The 12,785-nt window shown below is 35.2% G+C and carries 9 protein-coding genes, 2 tRNA genes and 1 pseudogene; 7 read left to right on the plus strand and 5 right to left on the minus strand.

Annotation, left to right across the window (positions count from 1 at the left end; translation table 11 throughout):
* A pseudogene (locus B6A10_RS12905) lies at nt 1-235 on the plus strand (group II intron reverse transcriptase/maturase); the annotation flags it as partial.
* Between the two features lie 88 nt (nt 236-323).
* On the opposite strand, the gene B6A10_RS12910 reads toward B6A10_RS12905, so the two are convergent.
* Together B6A10_RS12910 and B6A10_RS12915 are read right to left on the minus strand one after the other, a co-directional pair.
* Nucleotides 324-824: a hypothetical protein gene (locus tag B6A10_RS12910; RefSeq protein WP_188221194.1), complete on the minus strand. Its 501-nt coding sequence runs from the start codon at nt 822-824 to the stop codon at nt 324-326.
* Between the two features lie 234 nt (nt 825-1,058).
* Nucleotides 1,059-2,051 carry a tyrosine-type recombinase/integrase gene (locus tag B6A10_RS12915; protein ID WP_202986220.1) on the minus strand — a complete coding sequence of 331 codons (993 nt, stop codon included), beginning with the start codon at nt 2,049-2,051 and terminating at the stop codon, nt 1,059-1,061.
* A gap of 453 nt (nt 2,052-2,504) precedes the next feature.
* Between B6A10_RS12915 and B6A10_RS12920 the strand changes: the two genes are divergently transcribed.
* Complete coding sequence (locus B6A10_RS12920; RefSeq protein ID WP_188221195.1) at nt 2,505-2,750, plus strand: hypothetical protein; 246 nt, start codon at nt 2,505-2,507, stop codon at nt 2,748-2,750.
* A 57-nt stretch (nt 2,751-2,807) separates the two neighbouring features.
* On the opposite strand, the gene mgrA is transcribed toward B6A10_RS12920, so the two are convergent.
* Nucleotides 2,808-3,797: an L-glyceraldehyde 3-phosphate reductase gene (gene mgrA, locus B6A10_RS12925; RefSeq protein ID WP_188221196.1), complete on the minus strand. Its 990-nt coding sequence runs from the start codon at nt 3,795-3,797 to the stop codon at nt 2,808-2,810.
* Nucleotides 3,798-4,062: 265 nt separating this feature from the next.
* Between mgrA and B6A10_RS12930 the strand changes: the two genes are divergently transcribed.
* The 4 genes from B6A10_RS12930 (at nt 4,063) to B6A10_RS12945 (ending at nt 11,328) form a co-directional block, all read left to right on the plus strand.
* Entirely contained in the window at nt 4,063-4,647 is a 585-nt protein-coding gene (locus B6A10_RS12930) for an RNA polymerase sigma factor (RefSeq protein ID WP_188221197.1), read from the plus strand.
* Nucleotides 4,648-4,750: 103 nt separating this feature from the next.
* Complete coding sequence (locus tag B6A10_RS12935; protein ID WP_188221198.1) at nt 4,751-5,902, plus strand: FecR family protein; 1,152 nt, start codon at nt 4,751-4,753, stop codon at nt 5,900-5,902.
* 151 nt (nt 5,903-6,053) lie between these two features.
* A complete protein-coding gene (locus tag B6A10_RS12940; protein WP_188221199.1) occupies nt 6,054-9,413 on the plus strand; it encodes a SusC/RagA family TonB-linked outer membrane protein in 3,360 nt (1,119 codons plus the stop codon).
* Between the two features lie 10 nt (nt 9,414-9,423).
* Nucleotides 9,424-11,328, plus strand: a complete 1,905-nt coding sequence (locus B6A10_RS12945; RefSeq protein WP_188221200.1) for a RagB/SusD family nutrient uptake outer membrane protein — start codon at nt 9,424-9,426, stop codon at nt 11,326-11,328.
* A 204-nt stretch (nt 11,329-11,532) separates the two neighbouring features.
* Here B6A10_RS12945 and B6A10_RS12950 read toward each other — a convergent pair.
* Together B6A10_RS12950 and B6A10_RS12955 are read right to left on the minus strand one after the other, a co-directional pair.
* Nucleotides 11,533-11,605: transfer RNA gene (locus B6A10_RS12950), tRNA-Met, on the minus strand.
* 35 nt (nt 11,606-11,640) lie between these two features.
* Nucleotides 11,641-11,713 (minus strand) — tRNA-Met (locus tag B6A10_RS12955).
* Nucleotides 11,714-11,832: 119 nt separating this feature from the next.
* Here B6A10_RS12955 and era point away from each other — a divergent pair.
* On the plus strand, nt 11,833-12,717 hold the full coding sequence (gene era / locus B6A10_RS12960; RefSeq protein WP_188221201.1) for a GTPase Era: 885 nt from the start codon (nt 11,833-11,835) through the stop codon (nt 12,715-12,717).
* Nucleotides 12,718-12,785: the final 68 nt, after the last annotated feature.

Consider the following 12,785-nt stretch of genomic DNA (forward strand, 5'->3'; position numbering starts at 1 on the left):
TTGGCATGATTGGAAAAAACCCGAACGGAAAAGGAAAAACCTGATTCGATTGGGAGTAGACCCAGACCATGCCTACGCATTTAGTCGCACCCGTAAAGGTGGTTGGGCAATTGCACAAAGTCCCATTTTGAGTACTACCATTACTTTGAAACGCCTGAAACAACGTGGTTATCAATCCTTAACGGATGTTTATATCGAACTTAATCCATCATTTTACGAACCGCCGTATACGTGACCCGTACGTACGGTGGTGTGAGAGGCGCACTCTGTCAGTTACTGGCAGAGCCGTCTACTCGATTATAGGGCGTTTTTCTTTTCATTGTCTATGGAAATTTAAGCCCAAGTTCGTTTACTTCTTTGTCAACTTTAATCCATTCTACTTTTTTTTCAATGTCGGTCGGAACTTCGCTTGTAATCATAAAAAGCGGTGTCAAATAGAAAACTTCAACTGTCCGCTTGTTATAACCGAAAGCTCCAACATCTTGCATTTGAAACTCAATAGTCTTAAAAGATAAGTGTCCATTTTGATATAAAATTGTCTGTGTCCGCCAAGCCCCCGTTGAAAAGTAAAGCTTCATAGGTCCGACAATTAAAATAAATATCAGAATTGCTGTTGGTAAAATAGTCCAATTGATTTTTCGATTTCTTGGCTTAATTGTAACAGCGTTCCAAATCAAAGTCAAAGGAGTTCCTATTAAAAGTCCAATGTAAACGAAAGACTTTAAACCTTGACTCTTAATGTCGAAACTTGTCAAGCTGTCAAATAGGAATAACACAACTGTCAAGCCGTAAATAATATTTAATATTTTGGTTGTCCTTGTCACGTTGTCGTCTTTTTAAAATGCCCTATAACTTGTATATAGGCGAAACAAACCTTCGCCAATCTACCCAATTTTGGGTGTATATGCGAAGGTTTGTTTCGCTTTTTTGTTTTTCAAATGTATTAATTTTTTCTTACAAATCATCAAAAGGACTTTTTATTTGCTGAATGCTTTTGGTACTTACGTGTGTGTATATTTATTCACTTTTTAATGGTTTTTTATAGGTGTTCATGAACCTCATACTTCGGTTTCAGTGGTTTTGCTGCTATTATGTCCTAATAATTCTTGAATGTATCTCAAATCGGTTCCACTTTCTAATAAATGTGTCGCAAAACTGTGTCGCAACCAATGCAATGTCGCAGGTTTTGTAATTCCTGTTTTTTGTAAGGCTTGTTTCAATATGAGTTGCAAACTTCTGGCGTCATAAGGTTGTCCCTTTATTTGTCCTTCAAATAAGTATGTTGTAGGTTGGTGTACTTTATAGTATTCTCGTAACATTTCTAAAATTTTTGGCGATAATGGAGCAATGCGGTCTTTTTTTCCTTTGGCGTTTTTGAGTAAAACTAGGTTTCTTTTGGAGTCGATATGAACGGGTTCGAGTGCCAATAATTCGCCGCAGCGCAAACCGCAACTATAAATCAGCGAAAGCATCGTTTTGTGTTTGATGTTGCTGTGGGCATTCAAAATCAATTTTATTTCTTCTTTGCTCAGAACGTTTGGTAAAACTTTAGCTCGTTTTGGTCGGTGTATTTTATCAACTTCAATTTTCGTATCTTGAATAGTTTTAAAATAAAGTTTGATTGCATTAGTTATTTGATTTTGATAGGAAGCTGAAAGATTATTTTTCAAAATATAATCGTTATTATAGATAATCACATCTTCGTTTGTAATTTCAGAAATTGGTTTTTCTCTATAAAATACTAAAAATGATTTTAAAGCCTCGCAATAGGTAGTAATAGTGCTTTCGCTATAACGTTTGGAACGCATCCATTGTTGGAATTTTTCTATTTGTACTATTGCTTCTTCCGAAGGAATGGTATGTGATAATGGTATTATTTTAAAACGGATTCTGTTTTCTTCGGTATCCGGAATATGCCAGGCCATAAGTGTCTGACTCCATCTGGCACCGTCAATTTTTTTAATGCGTGCAATTAAATCAGTATTCTTTTGAAAATAAACTGCAATTCTATTTTCTCTATTGTGTTTGATAATTTTGGCGGACCATTTCATAATGAATTGATTTAATGATTTAAAGATAAGGGATTTCAATTTCAATAAGAAAAAAAGGATAATTTTAAATAGGACGGCTATGTGAAGTCTCCTTCGTATTCATACCCTCTACACTCAGTTCATAAAAGTCTTTAAAAACAAAAAAGGAATTAAAAATATACTGTATGAAGTTTCTTGTTTTTTTTGCTCGTTTTGAGCCATTTTTTCACTAGGGGATATCCCGTACATATCCCGTACATATCCCATACATACCCCGTAGATAGTCCATGCCTTGATTATGGTCTAATAATTTCCTTAGCGAAGCTGTTTTTTTAGAAGATTTAGGCTGTCATAATCCGGCAACTATCAGTTTACTTAGAAAGTGTTTTTAACTTATTGAAAATGAGTTTCTTTGTGTTTTATTTTGTTGTAAAATTTCATATATTTGAAATGCTTTAAAAAAAATAAATCACTATGGATGAGTCAGTTACTATAACAGAAGAAGACTTGCAAACACGCTCTTCCTATTTGTGTAAAATTGCAAGCGAGAAAAAATTTAGTTTTGGTTGGGAAGATATGGAAAGCCACTTTGAGCTGTTCATTGAAGAAGAGTCGGGATTGCGGATTTTTGATGAAATTGTATTAGCCAGTGGTGTACCAACCTTAGAAAGGACACATCGGTTTTATGATATTATCGAAAATGAACTGGATAAATACTAGTTTTTTTGCAGCTACAAAAAGAAAACGAGCCATAAAGATTGTTTATGGCTCGTTTTTTTATTTTAAAATTTGATTGATGGTATCCAGTTCTTCTTTGCTGAAAATAATGTTATCCAGGGCTTTGATAGAATCGGTAATTTGTTCCGGTTTGCTGGAACCAATTAAGACAGAGGTGATTCGCTCGTCGCGCAAGAGCCAGGCGAGTGCCATTTGAGCTAATTTTTGTCCTCTTTGCTGTGCAATTTTATTGAGGGCAACAATTTTTTCAATTCGTTCAGGGGTAATATGGTCGGCTTTCAGGAATTGTCCGCTGGTGGCTACTCTGGAATCGGCGGGAATGCCGTTCAAATATTTGTCGGTTAATAATCCCTGTGCCAAAGGCGAAAACGGAATACAACCCACTTGTTCTTTGCCTAGCAAATCCAAAAGTCCGTCTTCAACCCAACGCTCAAACATCGAATATTTTGGTTGGTGAATCAGGCACGGCGTTCCCATTTCTTTTAATAATTGAATGGCTTTTGCGGCTTCTGCCGGACGGTAATTGGAAATTCCTACATACAAAGCTTTTCCTTGCTGCACAATTAAATTCAATGCAGCCATAGTTTCTTCTAATGGAGTTTCCGGATCCGGACGGTGGTGGTAAAAAATATCCACGTAGTCTAAATCCATTCTTTTCAAACTTTGATCCAGACTGGAAACCAAGTATTTCTTAGAACCCCAATCGCCATAAGGTCCGTCCCACATGGTGTAACCCGCTTTGGAGGAAATAATCATTTCGTCTCGGTAGTTTTTAAAATCTAATTTTAAAATTCTTCCCATGCATTCTTCCGCTGACCCCGGAGGCGGTCCATAATTGTTGGCCAAATCAAAATGGGTGATGCCGTTATCAAAAGCGGTTTTGATTAAATTGCGGCTGTTTTCAAAATTACTGTTGTAGCCGAAGTTGTGCCAAAGCCCCAAAGAAAAAGCAGAAAGTTTCAGTCCTGAGTTGCCGCAACGGCGGTATTTCATGTTTTCGTATCGGTTGGCTGCCGGGATATAGGTCATTTTTTATTGGTTTTATAAAGTGATTACGAAAATAGTGTATTATTTGTTACTAATGACAAGAATTTCTACGCTTTGATAGGATTGAGTACAAAGAAAAAATAGCTTGGTTGACAGCGGATTTTTTTAGAAATCATATTTTTGGTTTTTGGTTAAGGAATGTATTTTTTAGATAATAAATAATTCTGTTAAAATTTTAAGATATTCTAAAATCAATTATTTATTTTTGATTGAAACCAACGAACCACATAACACTAAGTGTATTTTAATGACTTCAGAAAAGGAATATATTGATTGGGAGCTTGTTGAGAGACTTAAGAATAGTGAAGAAGAGGCTTTGACAAAAATCTATAATAAGTATTGGGAGGTGATGTATTTGGCAGCCTACAATCTTGTTAAAGACCAGTCGGTATGCGAGGATATTGTTCAGGAAGTCTTTATTTCCTTATGGCAAAGAAGGGAAAAGTTGCAGATAAAAGCGTCCTTAAAAAGTTATTTATATACCAGTACGGTGTATAAGGTGTATGACCATTTTAATAAAAATAAGAAAATGGCAACGGATGAGTTGTTTGATGATTTTGAGAATAAAATTGAAACTTCTAATCCGGAAACCCGATTAATGCATCAGGAATTAATAGGTCATTTAGATGCTGTTATTGAAACTTTGCCGGATAAATGCAAAGAAGTTTATAAGCTCAGTAGAGAAAACATGTTAACTAATAAAGAAATTGCTGAGCAGTTAAATATTTCGCAACGCACCGTTGAAGGGCATATTTCTAAAGCACTAAAAATTTTAAAAGAATCCCTCGGAGTAGCGGTCAGTATTGAGTTTATTTACTTTTTTTTAAGATAAAAAAAAGGATATGTGAAAAAAAAGTAAATTTTTTTACTAATTGAGCAGGTGTGAAACGTTTTTTTGGAGACTTAGTTATATAGGCACATAAAAAAACGGATCCATGAAGGTAAATCCACAACAATATATTTCGGAATTAGTAGCGAAACTTTTGGATGGTTCGATAACCAAAAATGAGTTTGATAAGCTATTGCGCTTCTTTTTAAATAATCAGGAAATTGAAAACTGGCCGGATTATTTGGGTTCAAAAGAAGAAGTGAAAGAACGAATCCATGAAAAAATCCGATTAGGATTGCATTTTGAAAATCAAAAGCCGGTTAAAGTTATTCCATTTTACAGTAAACCTTTCTTTAAATATGCTGTGGCTGCATCTCTGGTATTGTTTGTCACTTTTACGACAATTTTTAAATTGCAAAAACAGGATGTGCTTCCTGTAGCAAATTCCCATAAAATTGAAATAGGAACGGATAAAGCTACTTTGACGTTAGAAGATGGTACCAATGTTATTTTGGGAAATGGAAAAACCTATGAGGATAGAAACCTAAACAGTACAGGTAAGGAATTGTTATACAAAGAATCAGGAGTTGCTTTGGGTAAAGTAACTTATAACTATTTAACTGTGCCCAGAGGAGGGCAGTATTATCTTAAATTATCCGACGGAACTCAGGTTTGGTTAAATTCCGAATCACAATTGAAATTTCCAACAAGTTTTATAGAAGGTAAAACCAGAGTAGTTGAATTAGTTTATGGTGAAGCTTATTTTGATGTGTCGCCAAGTACTCAAAACAACGGTTCTCATTTTAAAGTTTTTACTAAAAAACAAGTTGTTGAAGTTTTAGGAACCCAGTTTAATATCAAAGCATATAAAGACGAAACGGCTATTTACACCACATTGGTAGAAGGAAAAGTGATGGTGACTTCGGCTGGGAATGTTGAAAAAATGGTGCCGGGTCAGCAATTAATTTGTGATGTTAAGTCGCAGGCTTTGACTTTTCATCAAACTGATGTGAGCAATGAGGTTTCATGGAAAAGAGGTGTCTTTAGTTTTGAGAGAAAGTCTTTGAAAGAGATTATGACTGTTTTGTCCCGCTGGTATGATTTTAAGGTAATTTTTACCAAACCCGAAATAGAGAAAAAGGAATTTGTGGGGGTTTTAGGGAGAAATCAAAAAATCGAAGAGATTTTAAATACACTTAAGGAATTTGGAAATATAAAAGATTATGAAATAAAAGATAAAACCATTGTTTTAAAGTAAAAGAGGAACGAAGTTTTGAAATTTGGCCGTCTCATACTTCGTCCTCTCTACCAGAGTATTAATTAATAAATAACCAACACATTGCAAATTTATGGAAATTAAGTTTACTAACCCCGCTTTCCATCACAGGAGACGATTTTTAAAAATCATTATGAGAACATTTATCCTATTATTGTGCTCGACGGCATTTGGATTTTCGCCCATTACTACTTTTTCGCAGGAAAAGATAGTTATAGAGGCAAATAAAAAAGTAACTGTAGATGAGGTTTTTAAGATTATTAAAAACCAAACGCATTACCACTTTTTGTATCCGGCAGATATTTTTGTTGGAGCTCCGAAAATTCAATTATTAAAAGGAGAAATTGATCTCAGCAATCTATTAAATCAGAGTCTGGCGTTGAATAACCTTGATTTTGAGCTGTCTGATAATAATACTATTGTTATCAAAAGGAATGAAATATCTACAAATAATAAATTCATACAACAGGAAATCCAAATAAATGGAGTTGTAAAAGACGCTAACAATATGCCTATTCCGGGTGTAAATGTTATGATAAAAGGGACGAATACCTATACTCAAACCGATTTTGACGGGAATTACACTATTACACTAAAAGGAAATAATGTTTTAGTTTTCTCTTTTGTAGGCTATGTTCCTCAGGAAGTTACAGTGGTAAAATCGACTACTATTAACATTATTTTGAAAGAAAATATATCTCAATTAGAAGATGTAGTGGTAATTGGGTATGGTACTGTTAAAAAACGCGATTTAACCGGAGCTGTTTCTTCAGTAAAAGGAGATGATATTAAAATGGCACCAGTTACAAGTCCTATAGAGGCCATTCAGGGACGTGTAGCAGGATTGGATATTTCCCGTAATGCCGGAAATACCAGTGGAAAAGTTAATATCTTATTAAGAGGAAATCGTTCTTTGACGGCTAGTAGCGAACCGATTTATATTATTGACGGAATTCAGGGAAATATTAATAATTTGAATCCAAATGATATTGCTTCTATTGATGTCTTGAAAGATGCTTCCTCAACTGCTATTTATGGTTCGGCAGGTGCCAATGGGGTTATTATTATTACCACAAAAACGGCCAAAGAAGGTAGAGTTCAAATAGATTTTGATTCTTATGTAAGTGTTAATAGTAATCCGTCTTTTCCTAGTGCTTTACAAGGAGATTCATGGTTAAAGTATTTGGAAGAAGGTTATCAGGCTACCTATGGAACTCCTTCAGCTAACAGAGATGCTTTGTTAGGAGGATGGAATTTATCAACCACACGTTTGAATCCTTATTTAGATAATGGTAAATATGTGAATTGGGTAGATAAAACCTTTCAAACAGGAATTCAGACAAATAATACTTTGTCTATTCGTGGTGGAAATGAAAAAGTCAAAGCGAGCTTGTCTTTAGGGCGTAATAGAACGGAAGGTGTTTATCAGGGCGACAATGTAAACGTTTACACAATGCGAAGCGACTTGAGTATTCAGGCGGCTAAATGGGCTAAATTTGGATTGACTTCAGGGATTATTTTTAGAGATCAAAATAATAACAGAAGCCGTGTAAACAAAGCATTTGGAATGGTTCCGCTTGGAGATGTGTATGATGAAAATGGGAACATTAATCAATTTCCTGTTGAAGGAGAGCCGGGAATTGTAAGTGTACTTGCTAATAATATTCCGGGAACTTTGTCTAATAATACAAAGTCAATTAATGTAACAGCTAACCCTTATGCTGAATTTAATTTAGCTAAAGATTTAAGCTTTAAATCAATTTTAGGAATTTCTGTTTCCAATAGTCGTAACGGAATTTTTAATAGTGACCATACTTATTTAATGTTAACCGGTAGTGAAAATGCCATTAGAAATGCGCAGTATAATACTTCTTTGAATTACACCTATTATTGGGAAAATATTTTGAATCATAAGTTACATATTGGTGAAGATCATAAGTTAGAAACTACTTTGATTACTTCTTATTTTAATAGTCAAAGTGAATCTTCGTTTGCTTATAGTGAGGGCTTTCTTTATGACGGTTTTTCGTTTTATAATTTAGATGCCGGAGTTAATAAACAGGTGAGTAGTGATTTTAGTGAGCTTAAGCGTTTGTCTTTTGCAGGAAGACTAAATTATAGTTTTAAAGACAGGTATTTTTTAACGGGATCTGTTAGATATGACGGAGTATCGCAATTGGCTCAAAAGTGGGATGTATTTCCTGCCGGAGCTTTTGCCTGGAGAATTTCGGATGAAAATTTTATGACTAATGTTAATTGGTTAAATGAGTTGAAATTACGTGTAGGTTATGGGGTTTCGGGTAACTCAAATATAAATGCGTATGCTACTAAATCAGAGACAACTAATGGAAATGATGTTTTGAACCTGGGAGGAGGACAAGTGTTGACTTCAGTACCTACACGAGTAGTGGGGAATGATCTTTTGGGTTGGGAAAAATCATACAATGCTAATATAGGATTGGATTTTGGATTCATGAATAATCGCATTAACGGATCTTTAGAGTTTTATAATACAGATACAAAAGATGTTATTTATTCGAGATCTCTGCCTTCAACTCTTGGAAGTTTTAGTCCAAAACAATTATATGTGCAAAATGGTAATATTGCCAAGATGAATAATAAAGGGGTGGAGTTAACTTTGAATACAGTAAATGTTAAAAAAGGAGATTTTCAGTGGAGTTCCACTTTAACTTTTGCCAGAAATAAAGAACAGGTTAAAGCAGTTAATTTAGGGCCAAATGTGAATTTGGATGATTTGATTTCATTAGGATTATTTGTTGGTTCTCCTAAAGATGTTTTTTATGATTATAAGAAAGTTGGAATTTGGCAGTTAGGAGAAGAGGCTGATGCCGCTGTTTTTGGTTTGCAACCGGGAGATGTGAAAATTCAAACCGATTTGACTAAAAAAGCTGATGGTGTTTGGGTAGGATTAGATAGTTCCGGTAATGAAGTAGAGTATACTGCGACTAATAAATATGCAATTAGTCTGGCTAAGGATAGAAAAATTTTAGGACATGCTGCACCTTCCTGGACCGGAGGTTTGTTAAATACATTTAAATATAAAAATTTCGATTTAAGTGTATTTGCTACAGCACGTTGGGGACAAATGATTGATGGTCAGTTGTTAGGTTATTTTGGTTATGGTAGAGTAAATATTTTGGATAATTATAATTATTGGACACCAACTAATCCTACGAATGATTTTCCAAGACCATACGCAGCTGCTCGAACTACAACTTCTCCTTCTGTAGCAGGGCTTAATTATGTAGATGGATCTTTTGTTAAGATTAAAAATATCACATTAGGATACAGAATGCCGGAAAGTGTTACTAAAGCTATTGGTGCGACAAACTTTAGAGTTTATGGGACGGTTTATAATTCGTTTGTTTTTGCCAAAAGTCATTTGCTTAAAGGAATTGATCCTGAAACTCAGGCTTCGGATTCTTTCCCATTGTACAAACAGTTGGTTTTTGGTTTAAATCTATCATTTTAAATTTTTACAGATGAAAAAAATATTGAATATAAAAAATACAGCACTAGCCATTGTTTTAGTGTTTTTTGCGGTAGCTTGTAATTTGGATGAAACCAATTATTCAACAGCCGATACTGAAATTGCATATCAGTCGCCGGAAGGTTTTGAAAGTTTAGTTAATTATGGATATGATGCTTTGTATTATTTCTATGGGAAATTAGACGGAATTGGTCCTCAGGAAATGGGAACCGATTTATGGTGGGCAGAATCGTATTTGGCTGGTTTTGTTAAATACGGAAGTGATTTGTCAACAACGCAAGGGCAAAATCAGGTGTTTTGGCAAGGATTCTATGCGACAATTAATTATGCTAATTTAGCTATTTATTATGTTGACAAAGTTGTGGGTTATACTCAGGCGGAAAGAGAAGCTAAAGTAGCAGAGGCTCATTTTTTAAGAGGTTGGAGTTATTTGCAATTGGTTGAACAATATGGAGCAGTTGTATTGCGTACTTTGCCTTCTACAGTAAATACCGAAGCGGAGAATTTCCCGGTTCGTAGTAGTGAAGAAAAAATCTATGAATTGATTTTGAGTGATTTGGAATTTGCAGCCGCTCATCTTCCGGTTAGTCAGGGTGCGGAAAAAGGGCGGGCTTCTAAAAAAGCAGCGTTGGGAATGTTAGCTAAAGCTTATTTGCAAAGAACCCGTTTAGGAGATGAGGCTTTGTATGCTGGAAAAGCTTTAGCGACAGCTAAGGAATTGATTGATAATCAGTCTTCTTATGGATGTGGACTTTGGACTAGTACAGCAACTGAGTCTGGCTACAAACAATTATGGGATGGATCAAATAATAAAAACAATAAAGAGTTTTTGTTTTTAGAATCTAATGATGAGGTTAACTTCTTAAATCCGGAATCAAGTAACCGTGGTCGTACCCGTCAATATTATTTAATGGATTTAAAAACCATCGGTGCCGAATGGGGAACTACGGAAAAAAACTGTGCCTGGTACGGTAGAGCAAATGACAGAGGTTTGAAACCGACAAAATATCTTTTAACTGAAGTTTTTGAACCGGTAAAAAATCCTGCCGATACCCGTTTTGAAGAAACGTTCTTCACAGAATATTATAATTCCAGATGGGCTGATTATACCATTACACAAAATATGGTTACTAAATATGGTAAAAACCAGTCTTTGGTGGGGCATGTAATTAAAAATACGGCTGGAACTTATACTGCGGGTCAGGTGTTTTATGATGGAAGAACAAACTTTTATGGTGTAAATGCATCTGGAAATGTAAATATGGTGGATAATGATATGGATGGTTATCTGGATGGAATTTCAGTATTTACTCCAAATTATGAAATGACGGATGCTGAGAAAAAGGATTTGCCATTTTTGGTTGTAACGCCAAAAGAGCAATTTGAAACGAATAATAAATGGGTTACAGCTGCAAGTGGAACTTTAGGAAGTGCTTATAAAGATTGTTATCCTTCTTTTAGAAAATTCTCTTCTATTCAATGGATTTATAACAATCAAAGATGGTTAGGGGATGTGCCAATTCTTCGTTTAGGAGATGTTTATTTAATTGCGGCTGAGGCAGCGCTTCGTGAAAATAATGACCAAACGACTGCAGCGACTTATTTAAATACGCTTCGTAAGCGTGCGGCAGTTACAAGCCGTGAAAATGAAATGGTGGTTGCTCCAAGTGCAGTTACTTTAGATTTTATTTTAAAAGAAAGAGCTCGTGAATTAGCTGGAGAACAAGTGCGTTGGGAAGATTTGAAACGTTTTGGTAAATTAAATAATGCTTATTTAAATGTTACCAACCCTGACATCACCGGATTTGTTGATGGTAAAAATATAGTGAGGCCTATTCCTCAGGCATTCTTAGATGCAATTGGTAATGCACAAGAGTTTGGCTCAAATGGATATTAAAAATTAGTGTGTTCAAATTAGTTTGGTTTTTGAAAAATTACCCACCAAGGTATCTATACTTTTGGTGAGGTAATTTTTCTTTTTTTAAATAAAGGGGTATTCTTTTGGTATTTGAGTTTTTTAAATTGTTGAAAAACTTTGTTTTAAAAAAAGAAAAGTGTAGTAACAAAAAAAAGCCTCACATTGCTGTGAAGCTTTTCTCAGTAGCGGGAACAGGACTCGAACCTGTGACCTTCGGGTTATGAGCCCGACGAGCTGCCTACTGCTCTATCCCGCGATGTGCGTTTTGTAATCTCAATAAGGCTACCTTAGTAGCGGGAACAGGACTCGAACCTGTGACCTTCGGGTTATGAGCCCGACGAGCTGCCTACTGCTCTATCCCGCGATGTTTCGGGTGCAAAGATACAAATAAATTCGACATATCCAATGAGTAATTTTAAAAAATGTTTTTATTTCAACTATTGGCTTGATATGACTACCTTTGCAGCATAAAAAATAATGAAAATGACACACAAAGCAGGTTTTGTAAATATTATAGGGAATCCAAACGTTGGGAAATCAACTTTGATGAATGCATTTGTGGGAGAACGATTGTCTATTATTACTTCTAAAGCGCAAACTACCCGTCATAGAATTTTGGGGATTGTCAATGGAGAGGATTTTCAAATGGTGCTTTCGGATACTCCCGGAATTATCAAACCGGCATATGAAATGCAGGAATCGATGATGGATTTTGTAAAATCGGCTTTTGAAGATGCCGATGTGTTGATTTATATGGTCGAAATAGGGGAGCAGGAATTAAAAGACGAAGCTTTCTTTAACAAAATCATTCATTCGAAAATTCCGGTTTTGTTGTTGTTGAACAAAATTGACAATTCGAATCAGGAACAATTAGAAGAGCAAATGGCTTTTTGGAAAGAAAAAGTACCTAATGCGGAGATTTATCCAATTTCGGCTTTGCAGAATTTCAATGTACCGGAAGTTTTTCAAAGAATTATTTCATTGTTACCGGATTCTCCGCCTTATTATCCTAAAGACCAATTGACGGATAAACCGGAGCGTTTCTTTGTGAATGAAATCATTCGTGAAAAAATCTTATTGAATTACAGCAAGGAGATTCCGTATGCGGTTGAAATTGTAACGGAAGAATTTATTGAAACCGACAATATTATCCGAATCCGTTCGGTAATTATGGTGGAACGCGATACACAAAAAGGAATTATCATTGGACACAAAGGAGCAGCTCTTAAAAAAGTAGGAGTCGAAGCGCGTGAAGATTTAGAGAAATTCTTTGGTAAACAAATTCATATAGAGATGTATGTGAAGGTAAATAAAAATTGGAGAAGTAACGCTAATATGCTGAAACGCTTTGGGTACAATCAAAAATAGTTGATTGGGTTATTTGGTGATTTGTTTAATCGAATGATCTTTAATGTAGAAATCTCTAGCCCAGATGG

Source organism: Flavobacterium pokkalii (assembly GCF_014596575.1).
GTDB lineage: Bacteria > Bacteroidota > Bacteroidia > Flavobacteriales > Flavobacteriaceae > Flavobacterium > Flavobacterium pokkalii.

Coding starts and splice junctions, on each gene's coding strand:
- B6A10_RS12930 (WP_188221197.1), top strand. CDS start 4,063: ATGACTTCAGAAAAGGAATATATTGATTGGGAGCTTGTTGAGAGACTT.
- B6A10_RS12935 (WP_188221198.1), top strand. CDS start 4,751: ATGAAGGTAAATCCACAACAATATATTTCGGAATTAGTAGCGAAACTT.
- mgrA (WP_188221196.1), bottom strand. CDS start 3,797: ATGACCTATATCCCGGCAGCCAACCGATACGAAAACATGAAATACCGC.
- B6A10_RS12940 (WP_188221199.1), top strand. CDS start 6,054: ATGAGAACATTTATCCTATTATTGTGCTCGACGGCATTTGGATTTTCG.
- B6A10_RS12945 (WP_188221200.1), top strand. CDS start 9,424: ATGAAAAAAATATTGAATATAAAAAATACAGCACTAGCCATTGTTTTA.
- era (WP_188221201.1), top strand. CDS start 11,833: ATGACACACAAAGCAGGTTTTGTAAATATTATAGGGAATCCAAACGTT.
- B6A10_RS12915 (WP_202986220.1), bottom strand. CDS start 2,051: ATGAAATGGTCCGCCAAAATTATCAAACACAATAGAGAAAATAGAATT.
- B6A10_RS12920 (WP_188221195.1), top strand. CDS start 2,505: ATGGATGAGTCAGTTACTATAACAGAAGAAGACTTGCAAACACGCTCT.